Origin of the sequence: Sodalis sp. C49, assembly GCF_046352915.1 — a bacterium.
In the GTDB taxonomy this organism is placed as follows: domain Bacteria; phylum Pseudomonadota; class Gammaproteobacteria; order Enterobacterales; family Enterobacteriaceae; genus Acerihabitans.
In genome coordinates, this window is sequence record NZ_CP163303.1 from 3,870,026 (window position 1) to 3,891,634 (window position 21,609).

Sequence of the window (21,609 nt, forward strand, 5' to 3'; positions counted from 1 at the left end):
CGTGTGCCGCTTCCCATGGCCGGTTACTATAGTTTCTAAAGTCCAACTGAAGCGTTTCAATTCTAATTTCTCTCCGTTGCCTGCCGACAACCCCCGCGCGGTGGTGTATTGGTATTTCGAGATATGTAATTCATTATCAAATCATTAATATCCTTGCTACATATTCAACCCACTTAAACGCGTATAACTAATGAATAAGGTTGGCGTATGACATTCAACCCGTTTAAAAGCCTTTATCTTCAGGTCCTGGTGGCCATTGCGGCAGGGATCCTGCTCGGGCATTTCTATCCGGAACTGGGCGCGGACATGAAACCCCTGGGCGATGGTTTTGTTAAATTAATCAAGATGATCATTGCACCGGTTATCTTTTGTACCGTGGTCACCGGTATCGCGGGCATGGAAAGCCTGAAAGAGGTGGGCCGCACCGGGGCGGTGGCGCTGCTGTATTTTGAGATCGTCAGCACCATAGCGCTGATTATCGGCCTGATTATCGTTAACGTGGTGCAACCGGGCGCCGGCATGAATATCGATCCGGCCACCCTGGATGCCAAGGCGGTGGCTATCTATGCGCAGCAGGCCGAGCAGCAGGGACTGGTGGCGTTTCTGATGGATATCATCCCGGCGAGCGTAATCGGCGCTTTCGCCAGCGGCAATATCCTGCAGGTGCTTCTGTTCGCGGTGTTGTTCGGTTTCGCCCTCCACCGCCTGGGCGAGAAGGGCCAGGTGATTTTTAACGTTATCGACAGCTTCGCCAAGGTGATTTTCGGCATTATCAATATGATCATGCGCCTGGCGCCGATTGGCGCATTCGGGGCCATGGCCTTTACCATCGGCAAGTATGGCCTGGGGTCGCTGATACAGCTGGGGCAGCTTATCGCCTGTTTCTATCTGACCTGCATCCTGTTCGTGGTGGTGGTGCTGGGGCTGATTGCGCGGGTCACCGGCTTTAATATCTTCCGTTTTATCAACTATATCAAAGAAGAACTGCTGATTGTGCTCGGCACCTCTTCTTCCGAGTCGGCGCTGCCGCGCATGCTTGATAAAATGGAGCGTGCCGGCTGCGAAAAATCGGTGGTGGGCCTGGTGATCCCCACCGGCTATTCCTTTAACCTCGATGGCACGTCCATCTACCTGACCATGGCGGCGGTGTTTATCGCCCAGGCCACCAATAGCCATATGGACATCATCCATCAGGTGACCCTGCTGGTGGTATTGCTGCTGTCAAGCAAGGGGGCGGCGGGCGTCACCGGCAGCGGCTTTATCGTCCTGGCCGCGACCCTGTCGGCGGTCGGGCACCTGCCGGTGGCCGGGCTGGCGCTTATCCTCGGCATTGACCGGTTTATGTCCGAGGCCCGCGCGCTGACCAACCTGGTGGGCAATGGCGTCGCCACTATCGTCGTGGCCAAGTGGTGTGATCAACTGGATGAAAAACAGCTGAACGCGGTGCTTAAACCCACGAAAACGGCCGCCTCCGGAACCTGATCATTTCCTGCTGTTTTTGCCCCCCTTTTACCGGCCGATGCATGGCGATACGGCCGGTAATGCCCTGTTACGCCTATTTTTATCTCGTTTATACCCCAGGCGGTACTATTTTATGCCGTGCCGTGACATCCGCAAAGGTCTGCGGTCTAACAACATGGTACACTTTGCGCCACGCTTTTTTCCGACGGAAAAAGTACTAATCGATGGAACGCACGGTAAACCGTCTGAGTGAGATTACATATTTTAATAGGCAGTTATTGAGTAGGGGTTCACATGCAGGGCACCGGAATTCGTCTTTTCATGAGTGGAGTGTTACTGGCGACGGTGGGTGGCAATGTTCAGGCAGAAGCATTACAACCCGATCCCGCCTGGCAACAGGGTAAACTCAGTAATGGCTTCTCCTGGCAAGTGTTGGCAACACCGCAACGGCCGAACGATCGTATTGAATTACGCTTAATGGTGAATACCGGTTCGCTGGCTGAAAATGCGCAGCAGACCGGTTTTGCGCGCCTGCTTCCGCGCCTGGCGTTGACACACAGTGAAAACTTTTCCTCCGCGCAGCTGAAATCACTCTGGCAACAGGGCGTGGACCGCGAACGTCCGCAGCCTCCGGCCGTCATCTCCTACGATTACACGCTTTACAGCCTGAGCCTGCCCAACGGCCGCCCCGAGCTGTTGAAAGAGGCGCTGAAATGGATGATGAACACCGGCGGCCATTTAACCATTAATCCCACCACGCTGCATGCCGCCCTGGAAGGGGCCGATCCGGTGGCGACCGCCCCCGCCAATGCCGGCAGCCCCTGGTGGCATTACCGCCTTAAAGGGTCGGTCTTGCTGGCCCACGATCCGAGCCGGCAGGCGGCCGCGCCGGTGAGCGGCCAGCAGTTGCAGCAATTCTATCAGCGCTGGTATACGCCGGACGCCATGACGCTGTATGTGGTGGGCAACGTCGACAATCGCGGGCTGAACGAGCAGATCGTCAAAACGTTCTCATCGCTGAAGGGCAAGCGCGATACGCCTTCCACGCTGCCGGCGCTGTCGCCGCTGGTGGCGCAGCCGGTCAGCCTGATGAGCGAGGACGCCAAAGAAGATAGCCTGAAGCTGGTATGGGATACTCCCTGGCAGCCTATCCGCGATTCGCGCTCCCTGGATCGCTACTGGCGCAGCGATCTGGCCCGCGAGGCGTTGTTCTGGCATGTCCAGCAGGCCATGCAAGACAGCAACCTGAAGCAGACCAACCTGCGTTTCGATTGTAACGTGCATTACCAGCGCTCCCAGTGCGCCGTGCATATGGACACCGCCATGGATAACCTGACGGCCGCGTTGACCTTCGTTTCCCATGAGCTGGCGAACCTGCGCAATAACGGCCTGAGCAAGGCGGAGTTCGACGCGCTTATGGCGCGCAAGACCGGCGAGCTGGGCACGCTGTTCGCCACTTACGCCCGTACCGATACCGACATATTAATGAGCCAGCGTCTGCGTTCACAGCAAAATGACGTGGTGGATATCGCGCCGGAGCAGTACCAGAAGCTGCGCAACGCGTTTTTGTCTAAGCTGACGCTGCAGATGCTTAATGAAGAGTTGCGCTCGCAGCTATCGCAAAACGCCACGCTGGTGCTGATGCAGCCCAAGGGCGAGCCGGAAATGAATATGAAGGCGCTGCAGGAAACCTACGAGCATATCATGGCGCCGGGACCGCAGCCGGCAGCCGTCGATGAGAGCAAACCGGAAGTCACGGATATCCCGCCGCCGTCTTGATGCGGGCTGGGCGGGGCTGGTTTCAACGCGGTAACGGCGGGCATGATGGCGGCGATAGCCAGGAAAGGGCATTCGCCGCCTCACGCATCATGGGCTTATGCAGGTATTGCGGGCATTGCGTCGCGTGGAATGATGGCGCCGCGATATTGGATCACCGTGCTGGCGGTCAGGTGGCCGCATTTGGCCGCAGAGACCGCGTCGCCGCCGGTCAGGCGCACCGCCAGATAGCCGGCGCTGAACGAGTCGCCCGCGGCGGTGGTATCGACCACCTTGTCCTTCGGCAGTTTGATCGCCGGCACGTCCAGCAGTTCCCCTTCCCGGGTCGTTACCAGACAGGACTCGGCGCCGCGTTTGATGACAATTTCCTGCACGCCCCAGCCGCGGGTGCGCTTAATGACCTCGTCCACCGGCTGTTTGCCCCACAGCATATCTTCATCGTCCAGGGTCAGGAAGGCGATATCGGTGTGGGTGAGGATATCCCGATATGCGCTTTGGGTTTCTTCCCTGCTCGCCCACAGGCGCGGACGATAGTTATTGTCAAAGATGACCTTGCCGCCGTTATCCCGGCAGGTTTTCAGCAGCGCCAGCAGGCGCCGGCGGCTTTCGGCGCTGAGGATGGCGATGCTGATGCCGCTCAAATAAAGATAATCAAAACCCGCCAGCTCCCGGCAGATACGCTCTGAATCCGCGCTTTCCAGCCAGTAGCGCGCGGCGGCTTCATTACGCCAGTAATAGAAGGTGCGCTCGCCGGTGGTGTCGGTCTCGATATAATATAAGCCCGGCAAACGGTTATCCAGGCGCTGGATAAGATCGGTTTTCACCCCTTCCTGCCGCCATGCGCCGATCATGTCTTCACTGAAGGTGTCGGTGCCGAGCGCGGTGACGTAATGTACGTCCAGCTCGCCCGAGGTGACCAGCCGCGCAATATACACCGAGGTATTGAGGGTATCGCCGCCAAACCCGCGTTTAACATCGGTGCCTTTTTCGGACAGTTCAATCATGCATTCGCCGATAACGGCAATGTTTTTGGTTGTCATTTACTGCGAGCCTGTATGAATAAAGTGAATAGAAAAGGGGTTAACGCACTTAGTCTCACTAGATTGGTCGCCGCCGTCAATAGCACTGAAACGTTGTTTTAATTTTTCATGACTTAGATCGCGCCCTGCGGGGGCCCTTGTTCAGGGATAATCACTATTTTCAGTAACAAATTCAATCATTATCCTGCCTCAGGTCCGAAATCCTCAACTATGATTAATGACATAAGGCCGTTTAATGAGGAATGTTATCACCATGACCCGGACGAAAAAGGCGATCTTAGGCATTGTATTATTTTTAGTGGTGGTATTGATTGCCATCGTTATTTTTATCGCCACCTACGATCTGAATCGCCTGAAGCCCACGATCAATGAAAAGGTTACCGCCGAGCTGCACCGGCCCTTCGCCATTAACGGCGACCTGGGCGTACAGTGGTCGCGCCAGCGGGACGAGGCGGGATGGCGGGCATGGATCCCCTGGCCGCATCTGCATGCGGAAGACGTGGTACTCGGCAACCCGCCCGACGTGCCCGGCGATTATACCGCCCGGCTGAAACGGGTGGAGGCCAGTCTGTCGCCGCTGGCGTTGCTGCATAAGGAGATCTACCTCCCGCGCATTACTCTTTTCAGCCCCGACGCCGCGTTAAAGCGTTTGGCCAACGGTAAGAACAACTGGACCTTTAACCTGGCCAACAGCGATCAGCCGCAGCAGGACACGCCGCCTTCCGCCTGGTCATTCAAGGTGGACGATATTGCCTTTGACCAGGGGAAAATTGACTTTCTCGACCCGATAACCAAGGCCGACATTCATATGACGGTCAATCCGCTGGGCAAGCCTATCCCTTACGCGGAGCTGGCCGGCGCCAGCACCAAGGATAATACCACCCGGGGCGACGCCTCCAGCGCGGGCGGCGACAAAACGGCCAAGGCCGATGATACCTCGGTCAAATCTGGCGGCGATGATAAAACGGCCAAGGCCGATACCGCGGCCAAGTCGGGCAGCGATGAAAAAACGGTCAAGGCTGATACCGCCGCCAAGTCCAGTGGTGATGAAAAAACGGCCAAGGCCGATACCGCGGCCAAGTCCAGTGGTGATGAAAAAACGGCCAAGGCCGATACCGCGGCCAAGTCCGGCGGCGATGAAAAAACGGCCAAGGACGATACCGCCGTCAATCCGGATGGCAGCGGCGCGGCGCGGCGTACCGACGACTATATCTTCGGCTGGAAGGTGACGGGGAAATATAACAACGAGCCCCTGAGCGGCGACGGTAAAATCGGCGGCATGCTGGCGCTGCGCAGCGCCAGCCGGCCCTTCCCTTTGCAGGCGGACGTGCGCTCCGGCGCGACCCGGGTCGCTATCCAGGGGACGCTGGAAGATCCGATGAACCTGGGCGGCCTGGATTTGCGGCTGCGGCTGGCGGGCGATAACCTGGGGGATCTGCATGCCCTGACCGGTGTCGTATTGCCGGATTCACCGCCGTATTCAACGGACGGGCACCTGATTGCCCATTTCCAGGGCAAGGAGGCCGGGCATTATCGCTATGAGAAATTTAACGGCAAAATCGGCTCAAGCGATATCCACGGCACGCTGGAGTTCGTGCAGGGTAAACCGCGACCTTCCCTGACCGGGGAAGTGGTGTCGAATGAACTGCGCTTTGCCGATTTGGGGCCGCTTATCGGCGCAGATTCCGGCACGGAAAGCGGTAAGCAGAAAGCCAAAACCCAGTCGGTACAGCCGGCGGATAAGGTGCTGCCCTACGATAAATTCGATACCGCCAAGTGGGATACCATGGACGCGGATGTGAAATTCACTGGCAAGCGCATCGAACACGGCAAAAACCTGCCAATCAGCGATCTTTATACCCACGTTAAGCTAGATGACGGCGTGCTGCTGCTTGACCCGCTGCGTTTTGGCATGGCGCGCGGCAACCTGAATTCCACCATTAAGCTTGAGGGCAACAAGACGCCGATGCGGGGCCGGGCGGATTTGCACGCGCGCGGACTGCAGCTTAAGGCGTTGTTCCCCGACGTGGAAGCCATGCGCAGCAGCATGGGGCAGTTGAACGGCGATGCGCAGTTTACCGGCACCGGTAATTCCGTGGCCGCGCTGTTGGGCAGCGCCAATGGCGATGTGCGTATTCTGATGAACGACGGCGTTATCAGCCGTAATCTGATGGAAATCGCCGGCCTGAACGTGGGTAACTATGTGGTCGGCAAACTGTTTGGCGACGAACAGGTGAAGATTAACTGCGCGGCGGCGGACCTGGGGGTGCGTAACGGGTTGGCTACGCCGCGCTTGTTTGTGTTTGATACAGAGAATGCGGTCATCAATATTGCCGGCACGACTAATTTTTCCAGCGAACGGCTGGATTTATCCATCAATCCGGACAGTAAAGGGATGCGTATCGTGACATTGCGCTCGCCGTTGTATGTGCGCGGCACCTTTAAGAACCCGGACGCCGGGGTAAAACCCGGCCCGCTGATTGCGCGCGGGGCGGCGGCGGTGGCGCTTGGCGCGGTTCTGGCGCCGGCGGCGGCGCTGCTGGCGTTGATTTCGCCCAGCGGTGGTGAAGAGAATCAGTGCGGTCCGATTTTGCAGGAAATGAAAAACAAAAAATAACAGGGTGGCACGCTCTCCCTTTAATATGCCGAGTGGAGATTTTGCGATCGCGGTCCTGACGCGTGATGGGGCTGATGCGGTCCGGCAATATTGGCCGCCCCGGGAAGTAAATGTCGCGCTGTTTATGTCGCCTCGTTAGGGGCTTCGTTTGCGGCTGGCGGGGCGATTTATGTCGCCGCGGTGTGAGTTTCGCTTGTCGTGTGCGGGGCGATTTATGTCGCCGTGGCGGAGGTTTCGCTTGTCGTGTGCGGGGCGATTTATGTCGCCGTGGCGGAGGTTTCGCTTGTCGTGTGCGGGGCGATTTATGTCGCCGTGGCGGAGGTTTCGCTTGTCGTGTGCGGGGCGATTTATGTCGCCGTGGCGGAGGTTTCGCTTGTCGTGTGCGGGGCGATTTATGTCGCCATGGCGAAGGTTTCGCTTGTCGTGTGCGGGGCGATTTATGTCGCCATGGCGAAGGTTTCGCTTGTCGTGTGCGGGGCGATTTATGTCGCCGTGGTGGAGGTTTCGCTTGTCGTGTGCGGGGCGATTTATGTCGCCGTGGCGAGGTTTCGCTTGTCGTGTGCGGGGCGATTTATGTCGCCGTGGCGGAGGTTTCGCTTGTCGTGTGCGGGGCGATTTATGTCGCCGTGGCGAGGTTTCGCTTGTCGTGTGCGGGGCGATTTATGTCGCCGTGGCGGAGGTTTCGCTTGTCGTGTGCGGGGCGATTTATGTCGCCATGGCGGAGGTTTCGCTTGTCGTGTGCGGGGCGATTTATGTCGCCGTGGCGGAGGTTTCGCTTGCCATGCGTCGGGTTGCTTTATGTATTGCCGGGTGCCGGCAAGCGACAAAGAGGCCGTAGCGCGACGGCCTCCTTGACCTCCGCGCGCCCGGCAGGTCGCGCGTCGCTGCGCGATGCCTTCCGCCGCCCATGCCCCCGTGATGCACCGGCCCGGTTAGCGCTCCCGGCGCTACCGGGCCTTTCGCCGCTCCCGGCGGCTCATGCCGGGGTCACAGGCGCCGTCAGCGCGCTTTATGCCGGTCCCTATGTCGCGGTTCGCACCGCATATTATGAAACAACAGCGGCGCTGATGCTTGGGATAAGGTCTGGCGCCGGGATACGGTTAACCATTACAGAATGCAACGGGTCTGGAATGCCGCTGACATAGCGAAAAGCAGGCATACCGAAAGAGACTTATCAGTCATGCCATATGACATTCATCATTCAATTTTGAGTTTTAACATTAAGCATTACGCTTTCAGCCATTAGCCATCAGCCTGTAAACATTAGCGCAAAATGAATACTGAGACCTTTCCCGGTAAGCGCATACCGCTAAGAACCCCAAAACGCTGTTTTGCTGGCAGGCGATGGTGTTGACGTGGTGCCGGCATAGAGTGCGCCGGCAGTGCGCATCTTGGCTGGATGAGCCGCCGGGAGCGGCGAAAGCCCGGGCTGCGCCGGGAGCGCATGCCGGGCGGTCCAAAAGCCGGGATGGGTGATGCCGGGCACCGCGCAGCGGCGCACGATCTGCCGGACGCGCGGAGGTCAAGGAGGCCGTCGCGGTACGGCCTCTTTGTCGCTTGCCGGCGCCCGGCACTGCATAAAACAACCTAACGCATGGCAAGCGAAACCCTCGCCGCGGCAACATAAACCTCACCCGCAAGCCGTACGCGAAAACCCTCGCCGCGGCAACATAAACCCCACCCGCAAGCCGTACGCGAAAATCCCGCCGCGGCAACATAAACCTCACCCGCAAGCCGTACGCGAAAACCCTCGCCGCGGCAACATAAACCCCACCCGCAAGCCGTACGCGAAAATCCCGCCGCGGCAACATAAACCCCACCCGCAAGCATCAGCGAAACCCTCGCCGCGGCAACATAAACCTCACCCGCAAGCCGTACGCGAAAATCCCGCCAGGGGACACGACCCGGACATGTCCGCTTAGCGCAGGATGGCGCAGTTGTGATCCTGGATCTCCTCGCTGGAAGCCAGATTACCGCGCAGCAGGTTGCGCTCGCCGGCCAGCAGCGCGAAGCCGCCGTCGGCCAGCGGCACCAGGGCCAGCGTAAAATGCCCCATGTTATCCGCCGCGTCCGGCACGCCGCGCGCCAGCATCAGAAACGGGCTCTGCGCCGCCAGTTCGGCGGCGGTAACGTGCATTGCCAGGTACGGATGCCCCATCAGCGGTTCGCCCAGGGGGCGCCAGGCATTGCCGAGGGCGGCGGCTTCGCTGTCAAGCCGGCGCCGCACATCGGGACGCAGGCAGGAGATATGGATATGCAACTGGTTCTGCGTGCGGCCCGAGGCGGAATTAATCGCCAGGGAGAGGGCGCTGTCCGGGATTGGCGCGCCGCGTTTTTCGGCGAGATAGTGCCGCGCCCGCCAGGCGTCATAAAAGAAGTTGGGGGTCTGGGGCTGTAACAACTGCGGGCTTTCCATACCGGTTATTTTTTCGGTCGGCATCAACAAATACTGCAGGGGGCCGTTCAGGTCCTTAAGTATCACGTACCCCGCCGCCAGGTTGACTTGCGCACAAGGCGCCGGCTGTCCGGTTTTTTGCTGTCCGGGTACGCATTTCTGGCTGACGATCTTCCACAGCGCATCGGGGTTGCCGCCGGGCAAGCGGCTGTAATAGACGCCGGCGCCAAGGGCCGCGATAACCAGCAACAGTATCGGCAGGAAATATCGGTTACGCCGCATATTCATTACAGCCCTCATTATTTTCGCATAATCAAAAAAAACGGGCCGCACCACTGGGGATCCGGCCCGTCATTCTCCAGCCGGCCGGGGGATGGCCCCTGACTGCCGGCGCGCTTATTTTAACAGCTACAATGACCGATGCCGAGTCTCGTGCGTGGCCAGCAGCGCCAGCAGCGTCAGGGTCGCCATTGAGGCCAGGTAGATGCCGACATAGAACAGACCATAATTGGCGGTCAGCCAGGTGGCGATATAGGGCGCGACCGAAGCCCCGATAATCGAGGAAACGTTATAGGAGAACGACGCGCCAGTATAACGCACCTCGGTGGGGAACAGCTCGGGCAGCAGCGCGCCCATGGGCCCGAAGGTGAGGCCCATAACGGTAAAACCGCACAGCAGGAACGCCATTACCAGCCAGATATTGCCCGAGCCAAGCATGGACGGGAAAACCAGCGCGAACAGAATGATAATCAGGGTTACGGTGATCATGGTCCGCCGGCGGCCGAAGCTGTCGGCCAGCTGGCCCGACACCGGCACCAGCAGCCCGAAACCGATGACCCCGACCATCAGCATCAGCAGAAAATCATTGCGGGGGATCCCCAGGCCAATCGGCTTGGGGGTCGTGCCGTAGGTCAGCGAATAGACGGTCATGATATAAAACAGCGTATAGGTCGCCACCATGATAAAGGTGCCGAGCACGGTGGCTTTCAGATGCTTGCTAAACAGCGTGCCGATGGGCATGCGCACCTGCGCCTTGGCCAGGGCTATCTTGGCGAATACCGGCGTTTCGTGCAACGAGACGCGCACATACAGGCCGATCAGCACCAGTACCGCCGACAGGATAAAAGGCACGCGCCAGCCCCAGCTCAGGAACTGCTCGTCAGTCAGCAGCCAGGACAGGGCTAAAAACATGGCGTTGGCGAAAAAGAAGCCGATGGGCGCCCCCAGTTGCGGGAACGAGCCGTACAGCGCGCGCTTATGCGCCGGCGCGTTTTCCGTGGCCAGCAGCGCCGCGCCGCCCCATTCGCCGCCCAGCCCCAGGCCCTGGCCGAAACGGGCCACCGCCAGCAGTATCGGCGCCGCGATGCCGATGGTTTGGTAACCCGGCAGCAGGCCGATGAGCACGGTGGAAATACCCATGGTCAGCAGCGAGGCCACCAGCGTCACCTTGCGTCCGACGCGATCGCCAAAATGCCCGAACAGGGCGGAGCCGATGGGCCGGGCGACGAAGGCCAGCGCGAACGTCGCCAGCGATTGCAGCGTGGCGGCGGTAGCATCGCCCTGCGGAAAGAAAATATGCGGGAAAACGATGACCGCCGCGGTAGCGTAAATATAGAAGTCGAAAAATTCGATGGCGGTACCGATTAACGACGCCACAATCACTTTACCCCGGGAGTTTACCGGGACGGATGGCGCATTGGGTTCGATGGCTGGTGCGATGGAGGCTGGCATGTTGTTTCTTATTGATCAAATGCGTAAAAGAAAGGCATCTTAGACATAGAAAAAAGCATTTTCAATGGCGTATTTTTGACCACCCGGCGTCTTTGCCTGCCAAAAAGCAGATTATGTGACGCAGGCGCTTGTTTGCAGAGAGAACACCGTGATAAGCGCCAACCGGCAGAGTTTAACCCTGCCCCGGGGGCAAATAAAAGGGCGGGGTAAGTGTTATATGCTGGTTTATGGTTATATTTTTGTTAAAAGCAGCAATATAAACTGCCTTTAGCGCATTTTATTGAAATAATACACTGCTATACCGGCGGTAAGCACCATTAGATAGGGCAAGAGGCGGTCCTGTCCCGATGCCGCCTGGGCGGCGCAGAGGCGCCGGGCCGCCGGCGGTTTTCCAGGCGCGCCGTAAGATATGCCGGCGCCGGTATTGTCCCGGCCGCGATTCGCCGCGGGAGGCGTTTTCGTCCCCGGCGGCGTGGGGCCGTCGTCGTCGCGGTATTTTGCCGTGGCTATCCAGGCGGCGCAAAACAATGTCAGGCGGGCAAAAAAGTAGAAAAACGCCATCAGCCCGATCACCGAGCCAAACGCCGCCCCCGAAGGCGAGGTGGCCAGCTTGGGCAGCGTCAGGGTCATGATAATTTTGATGATTTCAAAACCCACCGCCGCCAGGAGCGCCCCGCGGAACATGGCTTTGCTGTGCGGCTTATGGCGGGGGATGACCCAGTAGATCCACAAAAACAGCAGGTAATTGGCCAGCACCGAGACTATCAGCGTGACCACCGTCATGACCGGCCGCAGCCATTCAACGGTGTCCAGCCCCAGGGCTTTGACGATACTTTCCTGGGCGGCGCCGGCGATGGAGGTCAGGGACAGGGTGACAATCAGCGCCACGATAAGTCCAATCAGCGAAATCAGATCGCGCAGGTATTTAAGATAGAATTTTTCCTCATCCTGGGGATTGCGCTCCCATTCGTCGCGCAGCTGGGCGCGGATGGCCTCGCGCAGGTTGCCCATCCAGTTCAGGCCGGAATACAGCGCTATCAGCAGCCCGGTAATACCCACCGTGGTACGCTGTGCGATGGCGGTCTTGACCGTGGTTTTCAGCGTATCAGCCAGGGTCCGGTCGCTGATGCTGTCGGCAATCTTGTTAATCAGGTTGGTCAGGATATCCGGATTGGACGCCAGGAAAAACCCCACCCCGGCGAAGGACACCATTAAAATGGGTATCAGGGACAGGAAGGAAAAATAGGTGATCGCCGCGCCGAACTGGCTGCCCATACGGTCGTTAAAACGCTCCACGGCGCGGATCACGTGCGCCACAGCCGGATAGGCGCTGACTTTCCCGATCAGGCGGCCGGAACGTAACGCCACCTTATCAATCTTTTCGTTGCCGGTATGGATATTGCCGAACAGCGAACTGCCGGATTGCCCGGGGGACGGGGTTGATGTCGTCGATTTTTCAGCCATGATCCTCTCATCTCTATCGCGATATTAGTTCGCCATGCAATTGATTATAGATAAGGATCGCTAAAAACGGCACGGGCGGATCAATCCGGCCACAGCCAGGCGGCGCCGCGCACCCCGCTGGAATCGCCGTGGGCCGCCTTGCGCACCGGCGTTTCGCATTCGCCGCCGAACGTCCAGCCTTTAATCAACGCCGGCAGGGTACGGTATAAGCGGTCGACGTTGCTCATGCCGCCGCCCAGCACCACCACGTCGGGGTCGAGGATATTGATCACATGGGCCAGCGACTTGGCCAGCCGCTGCTCATAGCGGCTGACGGCCATGCCGGCCAGCGCGTCCCCCGCCGCCGCCCGCTGCATAATCTCCGCGCCGGTGGACGGCGGCCCGCCCAGGCGGGTGTAGTCGCCGGCAAAACCGGTGCCGGACACAAAGGTCTCGATACAGCCCGTTTTGCCGCAGTAGCAGGGTACTTCCCGGGCATGGCGCTGTTCGTCCCCGTCCTGCCAGGGCAGGGGATTATGGCCCCACTCTCCGGCGATGCCGTTGCCGCCGGCATGAACCCGGCCGTTGATCGCAAGCCCCGCGCCGCAGCCGGTGCCGATAATCACCGCAAACACGGTGGCGGCGCCGGCGGCCGCGCCGTCGGTGGCCTCGGATACCGCCAGGCAATTGGCGTCGTTGGCGATGCGTACCGGTCGTCCCAGCAGCGCCGTTAAATCCTTATCGATCTCCCGGCCGTTGAGCCAGACCGAATTGGCATTTTTCACCCGTTGGGTATACGGCGACAGGGTGCCCGGGATGCCGATGCCGACGCTGCCCTGCCGGCCGGCGGCCTGTTCGGCGCCGGCCACCAGCGAGGCGATGGCGCGTAGGGTCTGGTCATAATCGTCGCGCGGCGTGGGGATACGCTGGCGATATATCGCCTGTCCGTCCTCGCCCAGCGCCACCACTTCTGTTTTGGTCCCGCCCAGATCTATGCCAATACGCATTGTCACCTCCTCCATTTAATCCGCCGCCGGCCATCGCGTCCCCGATGCGGCATGAGAGACGTCTCACACATCCACATCCTGAACCATGCTATCGATTTGGCTTAATGTACACTCTATTATCATTCCCGTAACACAGCGAAGACGGCATATGAAACCCAGTATTCTTGTCGTGGACGACGACCCCGCCATCTGTGAACTGTTAAACGACATGCTCAGCGAGCATGTATTTACCGTGCACGTCCGCCATCAGGGCCGGTCGGCGCTGGCGCTGCTTGAGCAATCGCCGGAGATTGCGCTGGTGCTGCTGGACCTGATGCTGCCGGATACCAACGGCCTGCTGGTATTGCAGCAGATCCAGCGCCTGCGGCCGCATTTGCCGGTGGTGATGCTCACCGGCATGGGATCGGAATCGGATATCATCGTCGGTCTGGAAATGGGCGCCGATGATTATATCGTCAAACCCTTTCATCCGCGCGTGGTGATTGCGCGCATCAAGGCGGTGCTGCGCCGCGGCGGTTCGCCGTCCATGGCGCCGCCGGCCGCCGGCCGTCACAACGGCTGGCTGTTTAACGGCTGGCGGCTCGACAGCGACAGCTGCACGCTGTTTAATCCCGGCGGGGATCCGGTGGTCCTGACGCAGGGCGAATACAGCCTGCTGCTGGCGCTGATTGCGCACGCCCGTAAAGTGCTTACCCGCGATCAACTGTTGGAGCTGACCCACAGCGAAACCCTGGACGTCTTCGATCGCACCGTCGACGTGCTGATCATGCGGCTGCGCCGTAAGATAGAATCCAATCCCCACCAGCCGACGCTTATCCGCACCATCCGCCGGCTGGGATATGTGTTTGCGGCCGATGTGGTGCGCGCCGATACCGCCATCGCCCAGACCGCCTGAGCGCGTCAGGCCGGTAAGAGGGGGTAGTCGTTGCATAGCAGCCAACGCGGCGCCTCGTCTTCGGTTATCGGGCTAAAACGCGCCTGTCCCCGCAGGAAACGGTTATCATGCTGGTCGTCATTGGTCATGGAGACTTCGCCCACCAGCACATCGCCATAACCCTCCTCCCCCCAGAAACTGTGGTAAATACCGGGCGTGAGGCAAATGCTTTCCCCGGGCGCCAGCCGCACCCGGGAGCCGGCGGCGTGGGTTTGCCGGCAACCGTCGATGACGACCGTCACTTTCGAGGCGGCGAGCTGTTCCCCCTCATCGCTGTTATACATTTCCACCATCAGGTTGCCGCCGCCCCGGTTGATAATATCCTCGCGCTTATGCCAATGAAAATGCAGCGGCGTGATTTGCGCTTCCCGGCAATGGATGGCTTTTTCGGCATAGGTTTTGGCATAAGGCGCGCCGTCGGGGGAGCCGTTGCGCAAGGTGAACAGCGTCAGGCCAGTATGGCTAAAATCATCGCCGCCGAAATCGGTGACATCCCAGCCCAGGCGCAGATCAAACACCTCGCGCCAGTGCCGGCGCTCCAGGGCCAGCCAGTCCGGGGGGGAAAAACGGGCAAACGGCGGCAGATGCATGCCGTTGCGGGCAAAAAATTGCTGGGTCTGCTGCAGGATACTGTTGACCTGAGAGCGTTTCATATCGCCTCCGCTGTCATCGGGAGCGGGCGGCGCGATACCTCGCCGCCCATAGGAGGATGATGGCGGGCCGGCGCGGAGTCGACCGCACCGGCCCGCCGGCGCTGTGGATTATTTCACCGTCCAGCCCTTGTAGCTGCCGACATTGTTGCGATCGATCATTTTCACCGGGATCAGCACCGGGTCCTTGGGTGCCGGCTTGCCTTGTAAAATGTCATAACCGATTTCCACCGCCTTGGCGGCCATGACCTGCGGATCCTGGGCCGGCGTGGCGACAAACAGCGAGTTTTCGCGTTTCAGCGCTTCCTCGCCGTCCGGCGAGCCGTCGACGCCGACGATAAAGAACTCTTTACGCTGGGCCTGCTTGGCGGCCAGATCGGCGCCGATGGCCGTCGGGTCGTTAATGGCGAAGACCGCGTCGATATGCGGGTTGGCCGCCAGCAGCGAGGTCATCACTTCCAATCCTCCCTCGCGGCTGCCCTTGGCATTCTGGTTATAGGACAGCAGTTTGATATCCGGGTGTTTTTTCAGCTCGTTCATACAGCCTTCCACCCGGTTTTGCACCGCGGACACCGGCGGGCCGTTAACAATCACCACCTGGCCTTTGCCTTTCAGCTTATCGGTAATGTATTGGCAGGCCAGTTCCCCGGCCTGCGTATTGTTGGAAGTGATGGTGGCGTCGGCCCCCTCGGCCGCCACATCGACCGCCACCACCACGATGCCCGCGGCCTGGGCGCGTTTCACCGCCGGACCTATGCCTTTGGAATCCGCCGCGTTCAGGATAATCATATCGACCTTGGCGGCGATGAAATTATCGATTTGCCCCACCTGCTGGCCCAGATCGTAGCCGCTGGACACCAGCGTCACGTTAACTTTATCGCCGGCCAGTTCCCGGGCTTTCATTTCCGCCCCTTTGGTTATCTGGACAAAAAACGGGTTGGCGAGATCGCCCACCGTTACGCCGATGGCCTTCAGATCCTTGGCCTGCGCCAGGGGGGCGACGGCCAGCATGGCCGCCGTCAGCAACGCGGTATAAACAGGATTAAATCGCATGGTTTCTCTCCGGTATGGGTTATGCCTGATGATGTCGGGTACGGTATTTGTCAATCAGCACCGCTATGATGATCACCGCCCCTTTGATCACCAGCTGCCAGAAATAGGAGACGCCCATCAGCGTCATGCCGTTGTTAAGCGTGGCGATAATCAGCGCCCCCACCAGCGTGCCGGTGATGGTGCCGATGCCGCCGACAAAGCTGGTGCCGCCGAGGATCACCGCGGCAATGGCGTCCAGCTCGTACCCCATGCCCAGGTTGCCGTTGGCGCTGTAGAGCCTGGAGGCGCTCATCAATCCGCCCAGGCCGGAAAGCAGGCCGCTGGCGGCATAGACGAACAGCAGCACAAAGCTGACCCGGATGCCGGTCAGGCGCGCCGCCTGCATATTGCCGCCCACCGCGTAGATATGCACGCCGAGGGTGGTGCGCCTGAGGATAAACCAGCACACCGCAATCACCGCCAGGGCAATGATAATCAACCAGGGCACCGGCCCCAGGTAGGAATTGCCGATCCATTCGAAATTGATATAGGAATTGATCACCGTAGTGCCGTCCGCCAGCAGGTAGGCGGCGCCGCGCAGCGCGGTATAGGTGCCGAGGGTGACGATAAACGGCGGCAGGCCGGCGTAGGCCACCAGGATGCCGTTGAACAGTCCCATGCCCAGCCCCGCCAGCAGCGCCAGCGGAATCGACAGCCAGGCCAGCGCCGGATTGAGCGAGACCACCATGGCCACCACCGCCGTGGCGCCAAGCATCGACCCCACCGACAGATCGATGCCGCCGGTCAGGATAATAAAGGTCATCCCGGCCGCCAGGACGATGTTTATGGAAGCCTGGCGGGCGATATTCAGCAGGTTGCTGTCGGTGAAGAAATTGGGCGCGACAAAGCCGAAAATCGCCACGATCAGCACCAGTATCGGCAGGATGCCGACAGTTTGCATCAGGTCGTTCAGCCAGGGCCGTTTGGCGGCGGCCGGCGTGGCGTCGGGGGTAGCGGAATTGGTGGCCATGGCGGCTCCTTAAACGGACGACGGTGTCAGTGCGACGCCGGTGGCCAGCGTCATGATATTTTCCTGCGAAATCTCGCCGCGGCTGAGCTCCCCTGCCAGTCGGCCCTCACACATCACGTATACGCGATCGCTCATCCCGACCACCTCAGGCAGTTCGCTGGAGATCATTAAAATGGCTACGCCCTGCTGCGCCATTTGTCCCATCATGCGATAGATCTCGCTTTTGGCGCCCACGTCCACCCCGCGCGTCGGCTCGTCAAGGATCAGGATGCGCGGATGGATCGCCACCCAGCGCGACACCAGCAGCTTTTGCTGGTTGCCGCCGGACAGCCCGCCGGCGCGCACCTGGGCGTGGGGCACGCGGATATTGAGCGCGCGGATGGCCTCGGACGAAATCGACAGCCCCTTGCGCCGGTTAAGCAGGCCGAAGCGCGCGTCGCGCTCCAGGATCGGCATAACGATATTTTCATGGGCGGCCATATCCAGGAACAGCCCCTGTTCCTTACGGTTCTCGGGCAAAAAGCCGATGCCCAGCGCAATGGCGTCGCGCGGCGAGCGGATGGCGACGGGATTGCCGTCCACACGCACGACGCCGCCGGTGGGTTTATGGACGCCGAACACCAGCTGGGCCAGCTCGGATCGGCCGGCGCCCACCAGTCCGGACAGCGCGACGATCTCGCCGGAACGCACCGTCAGGCTGACGGGCTTGACTTTTTTACCGTCGGTAAGGTCCCGCAGCTCCAGGCGCACATCGCCCACCGGGATATGGACGTCCTTATTAAACAGATCGCTTAGCGGCCGCCCGACCATCATGCGCACCAGCTCGGCGGCGGAAAGCTGCTCGCGCGTCAGGCTGCCGACATACTGGCCGTCGCGCAGCACGCTGACCCGATCGGAGAGTTCATAGACTTCCGCCATGCGATGGCTGATATAGATAATGGCCATCCCTTCCTGGCGCAGCCGTTTTATCAGCTCGAACAGGCGCTGCGTTTCGCGGGACGAAAGCGCGGCGGTGGGTTCGTCCATCACCAGGATGCGGCTGTTGCGGTGCAGCGCGCGGCCGATTTCCACCTGCTGCTGTTCGGCGATGGTCAGCGACATGACCAGGTCGGTGGCGTGAAACTGGGCGCCCAGGCGATCGATAACCTGCTGGGCCTCCTGGACCATTTTGCCGCGCTGCACCAGGCCGCCGCGCGCCAGCTCACTGCCGAGGAAGATGTTTTCCGCCACCGTCAGGTTGGGCGCCAGATTCATTTCCTGGTAGATAAGCGTAATGCCCGCCGCCAGGGCGTCTTTCGGGCTTTTAATCGGCCTGGGCTCGCCGTCGATGACGATCTCGCCGCTGGTGGCGGTGTAAGCGCCGGCCAGGATTTTCATCAAGGTGCTTTTGCCCGCGCCGTTTTCCCCCATCAAGGCATGGATTTCGCCCAGCCAGACTTTGAGGTTGACCGACTTCAGGGCATGGAAATGGCCGAAACGTTTGCCGATATCGCGCATTTCGAGAATCGGGGTCGCTGTCATCCGGTTGGCGCCTTCGTTAAGCCGTCATAGGCGCAGTAAAGCAGGCGCAGATAAATGCAAAATGTCAGCGGTCGTTCATGTTTGTCATAATTAGCCACGGCATGGGTTTTATACTGGCGCCCTGCCCGTCGCGGAGCCCTGATATGACGTCGTTGTTCTCCCCAAGGCCGATCCTGGCAGGCGCCCGGGGCCGCCTGCTGATGTTTAACCTGCTGGTGGTGGCGGTGACGCTGATGGTCAGCGTGGTGGCGATCGTGGGGTTCCGCCATGCCGGCAACCTGCAGGAACAAATGCAGGCCCGTACCCTCAGTGAAATGACCGGCAGCATGGAGCTGGGACGCGATACCGCCAACGTGGCCATTGCCGCCATCCGCCTGTCCCAGGTGGTGGGCGCGCTGGAATACCAGAGCGAGGCTATGCGACTGGCGCAAACGCAGCTGGCGCTGCAATCTTCCCTGCGCCGGTTGGCGCAATCGCCGCTGGCCGGGAGCGAACCGGCGCTGGTGGAGCGCATCACCGGGCGCAGCGGCGCCCTGGAAGCCAGCGTCACCCGCCTGCTTGAGCTGGGCCATCAGCGGCATATGCAGCGCAACCAGCTGCTGAGCGAGCTGTACCAGTGCCAAATGTACCTGCGCCAGATTGATACCATCGCGGCCCGTGAACACCAGTTGGCGCCGACAGTCGCCCTCAGGGGCGAAATCGACCGCTTGCTGGATATCGCCATTCACACCACCAGCCCCCGGTCGGCGCTAATCCAACTGGATCAGGTGATGGCCGGCTGGCCGCCGGCCGGCGACGCCAGCGCCCTGCTGGGCGATAAAATCCGGTTATTTATGCTGAGCCAGCACAGTCTCGGCCCCCTGGGCCGCGAGCTGTCCGGCAGCGATCTGGCCATCGCCTATTACACCTATCATATCAAGGCGCTGGTCGGCATGCTGAACGGCGATATCAACCTGTATGTGCAAAAAGTGGCGGGGGAGTCGCGGGAGCGGATGCGCCAGACGCATAACGAACTGGCGTCAATCATCTATTTCATCGGCCTGTTTGCCCTGCTGTCGCTGGTCATCACCCTGTTCGCCGGCTGGTATATCTATCGCAACCTGGGGTCCAACCTGTCGGTTATCGCCGACGCCATGTCCCGTCTGGCCAGGGGCGAGCGCCAGGTCAGCGTGCCGGGACTGCACCGGCGCGACGAACTGGGCGATCTGGCGCGGGCCTTTAACGTCTTTGCCGGCAATACCGCGTCTTTGGAGCATACCTCGCGTCTGCTGAAAGAAAAAAGCACCCAGCTGGAAAATACCTTCCTGGCCATGCGCGACGGGTTTGCCCTGTTCGATCGGCGCGGCCACCTGGTGGTGTGGAACCCGCAATACCCGCTGCTGCTGGGGCTGCCGGCAACGCTGCTGTTTCGTGGCCAGCATTACCGGGAATTGCTGGCGTTCCTCGGCCGCAACCAGGCAAAGGCGCCCGGTTATCGCGACTGGCGCGAGGTGGCGGCCCACCTGCGCGCGCTTCAACCCCGCGCGCTGGAAATACACCTGGGAAACGGCCCTATCCTCGAGCTGCGTTTCAGCCCGGTGCCGCGCCACGGCATGGTCAATGTGGTCTTGGACCGCTCGGAGCGCAAGGCGCTGGAGCAGGCGCTGGTCCATAGCCAGAAAATGAAGGCGGTGGGACAGCTGACCGGCGGCCTGGCCCATGACTTCAATAACCTGCTGGCGGTGATTATCGGCAGCCTTGAGCTGTGCGCAAACGGCGACGGCCGCGACGGCGAGCGCATCGATCGCGCCCTGAAAGCCGCCGGGCGCGGCGCCCAGCTGACGCAGCGCCTGCTGGCCTTTTCCCGCAAACAGGCGCTGCATCCCCAGGCGGTGCAGTTGGCCGGGCTGGTGGATAACCTGAGCGAACTGCTGCGCCAAACGCTTGCGGTCAACCTCGCGCTGAAGCTTGAGCCTCAACTGCCCGGCTGGTTTGCCTGGATCGATGTCAACCAGTTGGAAAACGCCATCATGAACCTGGTGGTCAACGCCCGCGACGCCATGGAGGGACGCGGCGGCGAAATTATTATCCGTACCTATAACCAGCGGGTGGTGCGCGCCGGCGGCAGGAAGCAGGATATGGTGACGCTGGAGGTCGCCGACAGCGGCTGCGGCATGTCGGCCGAGGTGCAATCGCAGGTATTCGAGCCCTTTTTCACCACCAAAACGGTCGGCAGCGGCAGCGGCCTGGGGCTGTCGATGGTCTATGGCTTTATCCGCCAGTCCGGCGGCCGGGTGCAGATTGAATCGTCCCCGGGCGCCGGCACGCTGGTGCGCCTGCAACTGCCGCGCGCGCCGGCCGCGACCCCGGCCCCGGCGCCGCCGGCCGAACCCGCTCCCGAGGCGCGCGAGGACTTGCTGGTGCTGATCCTTGACGATCAGGACGATGTGCGCGAAACCCTGCGCGAACAGCTGCATCAGTTGGGATACCTGACGCTCGCCACCGGCGACAGCGCCGAGGCCCTGATGCTGCTCGGGCGCACGCCGGATATCGCCCTGCTGATTAGCGATTTAATGCTGCCCGGCGCGCACAGCGGCGCCGATGTTATTCGCCTGGCCCGCCGGACGAATCCGGCGCTGGCTACCCTGCTTATCAGCGGTCAGGATATGCGCCGTGACGGCTGCGGATTGCCCGACGCCGTCACGCTGCTGCGCAAGCCGTTTAGCCTGGCGCAATTGGCCCAGGCGCTGCGGCAGGCCTTAGGCGCAAGACTAAACGGCCATGGGTGATGCTTAACGGTTACCCATTGATAAGACGTTTCGATCAATAAAAAAAACTGTTTGGTCCGACGATAACGCGCCGGATGATACCGGCAAATCCCCTCGCGTGGAAAACAGAAAAACCACGGCCCCGGTCAAGCGCCCATGCCGCCGCGTAGCGGACCCGGCATGATAAAAAACGGCATAATGGTCTTCGCGGCATATTTAAAGGCG

The 21,609-nt window shown here is 60.5% G+C and carries 13 protein-coding genes and 1 pseudogene; 5 read left to right on the top strand and 9 right to left on the bottom strand.

The genetic code is table 11. The features are described 5' to 3' along the window. The first annotated feature begins 207 nt into the window (after positions 1 to 207). On the top strand, positions 208 to 1,482 hold the full coding sequence (locus tag ABUK12_RS17385) for a dicarboxylate/amino acid:cation symporter (protein ID WP_410013027.1): 1,275 nt from the start codon (positions 208 to 210) through the stop codon (positions 1,480 to 1,482). A gap of 273 nt (positions 1,483 to 1,755) precedes the next feature. Then, entirely contained in the window at positions 1,756 to 3,240 is a 1,485-nt protein-coding gene (locus ABUK12_RS17390) for a M16 family metallopeptidase (protein ID WP_410013028.1), read from the top strand. A 95-nt stretch (positions 3,241 to 3,335) separates the two neighbouring features. On the opposite strand, the gene ABUK12_RS17395 is transcribed toward ABUK12_RS17390, so the two are convergent. Beyond that, positions 3,336 to 4,277 (bottom strand): sugar kinase, encoded by a 942-nt coding sequence (locus tag ABUK12_RS17395; protein ID WP_410013029.1) that lies wholly within the window; start codon positions 4,275 to 4,277, stop codon positions 3,336 to 3,338. 253 nt (positions 4,278 to 4,530) lie between these two features. On the opposite strand from ABUK12_RS17395, the gene ABUK12_RS17400 reads away from it, so the two are divergent. After that, positions 4,531 to 6,894 carry an AsmA family protein gene (locus ABUK12_RS17400; protein WP_410013030.1) on the top strand — a complete coding sequence of 788 codons (2,364 nt, stop codon included), beginning with the start codon at positions 4,531 to 4,533 and terminating at the stop codon, positions 6,892 to 6,894. Positions 6,895 to 8,812: 1,918 nt separating this feature from the next. Here ABUK12_RS17400 and ABUK12_RS17405 read toward each other — a convergent pair. From ABUK12_RS17405 to mak, 4 genes and pseudogenes are all read right to left on the bottom strand, one after another. After that, positions 8,813 to 9,571, bottom strand: a complete 759-nt coding sequence (locus ABUK12_RS17405) for a CDP-diacylglycerol diphosphatase (RefSeq protein WP_410016689.1) — start codon at positions 9,569 to 9,571, stop codon at positions 8,813 to 8,815. Positions 9,572 to 9,697: 126 nt separating this feature from the next. Beyond that, the gene (locus ABUK12_RS17410; protein ID WP_410013031.1) at positions 9,698 to 11,020 is read right to left on the bottom strand and encodes an MFS transporter; all 1,323 of its coding nucleotides are present in this window, start codon (positions 11,018 to 11,020) and stop codon (positions 9,698 to 9,700) included. A 498-nt stretch (positions 11,021 to 11,518) separates the two neighbouring features. Then, positions 11,519 to 12,484: pseudogene (gene yhjD / locus ABUK12_RS17415) on the bottom strand (inner membrane protein YhjD); the annotation flags it as partial. Positions 12,485 to 12,564: 80 nt separating this feature from the next. Beyond that, the gene (gene mak / locus ABUK12_RS17420; RefSeq protein WP_410013032.1) at positions 12,565 to 13,470 is read right to left on the bottom strand and encodes a fructokinase; all 906 of its coding nucleotides are present in this window, start codon (positions 13,468 to 13,470) and stop codon (positions 12,565 to 12,567) included. Positions 13,471 to 13,618: 148 nt separating this feature from the next. On the opposite strand from mak, the gene ABUK12_RS17425 reads away from it, so the two are divergent. Further along, positions 13,619 to 14,365: a response regulator gene (locus ABUK12_RS17425; RefSeq protein WP_410013033.1), complete on the top strand. Its 747-nt coding sequence runs from the start codon at positions 13,619 to 13,621 to the stop codon at positions 14,363 to 14,365. A gap of 5 nt (positions 14,366 to 14,370) precedes the next feature. On the opposite strand, the gene ABUK12_RS17430 is transcribed toward ABUK12_RS17425, so the two are convergent. From ABUK12_RS17430 to ABUK12_RS17445, 4 genes are all read right to left on the bottom strand, one after another. Further along, positions 14,371 to 15,057 carry a D-lyxose/D-mannose family sugar isomerase gene (locus tag ABUK12_RS17430; protein ID WP_410013034.1) on the bottom strand — a complete coding sequence of 229 codons (687 nt, stop codon included), beginning with the start codon at positions 15,055 to 15,057 and terminating at the stop codon, positions 14,371 to 14,373. 108 nt (positions 15,058 to 15,165) lie between these two features. Continuing rightward, complete coding sequence (locus ABUK12_RS17435; RefSeq protein WP_410013035.1) at positions 15,166 to 16,107, bottom strand: ABC transporter substrate-binding protein; 942 nt, start codon at positions 16,105 to 16,107, stop codon at positions 15,166 to 15,168. 19 nt (positions 16,108 to 16,126) lie between these two features. Further along, a complete protein-coding gene (locus ABUK12_RS17440; RefSeq protein WP_410013036.1) occupies positions 16,127 to 17,116 on the bottom strand; it encodes an ABC transporter permease subunit in 990 nt (329 codons plus the stop codon). Between the two features lie 9 nt (positions 17,117 to 17,125). Further along, positions 17,126 to 18,637, bottom strand: a complete 1,512-nt coding sequence (locus ABUK12_RS17445; protein WP_410013037.1) for a sugar ABC transporter ATP-binding protein — start codon at positions 18,635 to 18,637, stop codon at positions 17,126 to 17,128. A 152-nt stretch (positions 18,638 to 18,789) separates the two neighbouring features. On the opposite strand from ABUK12_RS17445, the gene ABUK12_RS17450 reads away from it, so the two are divergent. Beyond that, the gene (locus tag ABUK12_RS17450; protein ID WP_410016690.1) at positions 18,790 to 21,405 is read left to right on the top strand and encodes an ATP-binding protein; all 2,616 of its coding nucleotides are present in this window, start codon (positions 18,790 to 18,792) and stop codon (positions 21,403 to 21,405) included. Positions 21,406 to 21,609 lie beyond the last annotated feature (204 nt).

Coding starts and splice junctions, on each gene's coding strand:
- ABUK12_RS17385 (WP_410013027.1), top strand. CDS start 208: ATGACATTCAACCCGTTTAAAAGCCTTTATCTTCAGGTCCTGGTGGCC.
- ABUK12_RS17390 (WP_410013028.1), top strand. CDS start 1,756: ATGCAGGGCACCGGAATTCGTCTTTTCATGAGTGGAGTGTTACTGGCG.
- ABUK12_RS17395 (WP_410013029.1), bottom strand. CDS start 4,277: ATGACAACCAAAAACATTGCCGTTATCGGCGAATGCATGATTGAACTG.
- ABUK12_RS17400 (WP_410013030.1), top strand. CDS start 4,531: ATGACCCGGACGAAAAAGGCGATCTTAGGCATTGTATTATTTTTAGTG.
- ABUK12_RS17405 (WP_410016689.1), bottom strand. CDS start 9,571: ATGCGGCGTAACCGATATTTCCTGCCGATACTGTTGCTGGTTATCGCG.
- ABUK12_RS17410 (WP_410013031.1), bottom strand. CDS start 11,020: ATGCCAGCCTCCATCGCACCAGCCATCGAACCCAATGCGCCATCCGTC.
- mak (WP_410013032.1), bottom strand. CDS start 13,470: ATGCGTATTGGCATAGATCTGGGCGGGACCAAAACAGAAGTGGTGGCG.
- ABUK12_RS17425 (WP_410013033.1), top strand. CDS start 13,619: ATGAAACCCAGTATTCTTGTCGTGGACGACGACCCCGCCATCTGTGAA.
- ABUK12_RS17430 (WP_410013034.1), bottom strand. CDS start 15,057: ATGAAACGCTCTCAGGTCAACAGTATCCTGCAGCAGACCCAGCAATTT.
- ABUK12_RS17435 (WP_410013035.1), bottom strand. CDS start 16,107: ATGCGATTTAATCCTGTTTATACCGCGTTGCTGACGGCGGCCATGCTG.
- ABUK12_RS17440 (WP_410013036.1), bottom strand. CDS start 17,116: ATGGCCACCAATTCCGCTACCCCCGACGCCACGCCGGCCGCCGCCAAA.
- ABUK12_RS17445 (WP_410013037.1), bottom strand. CDS start 18,637: ATGACAGCGACCCCGATTCTCGAAATGCGCGATATCGGCAAACGTTTC.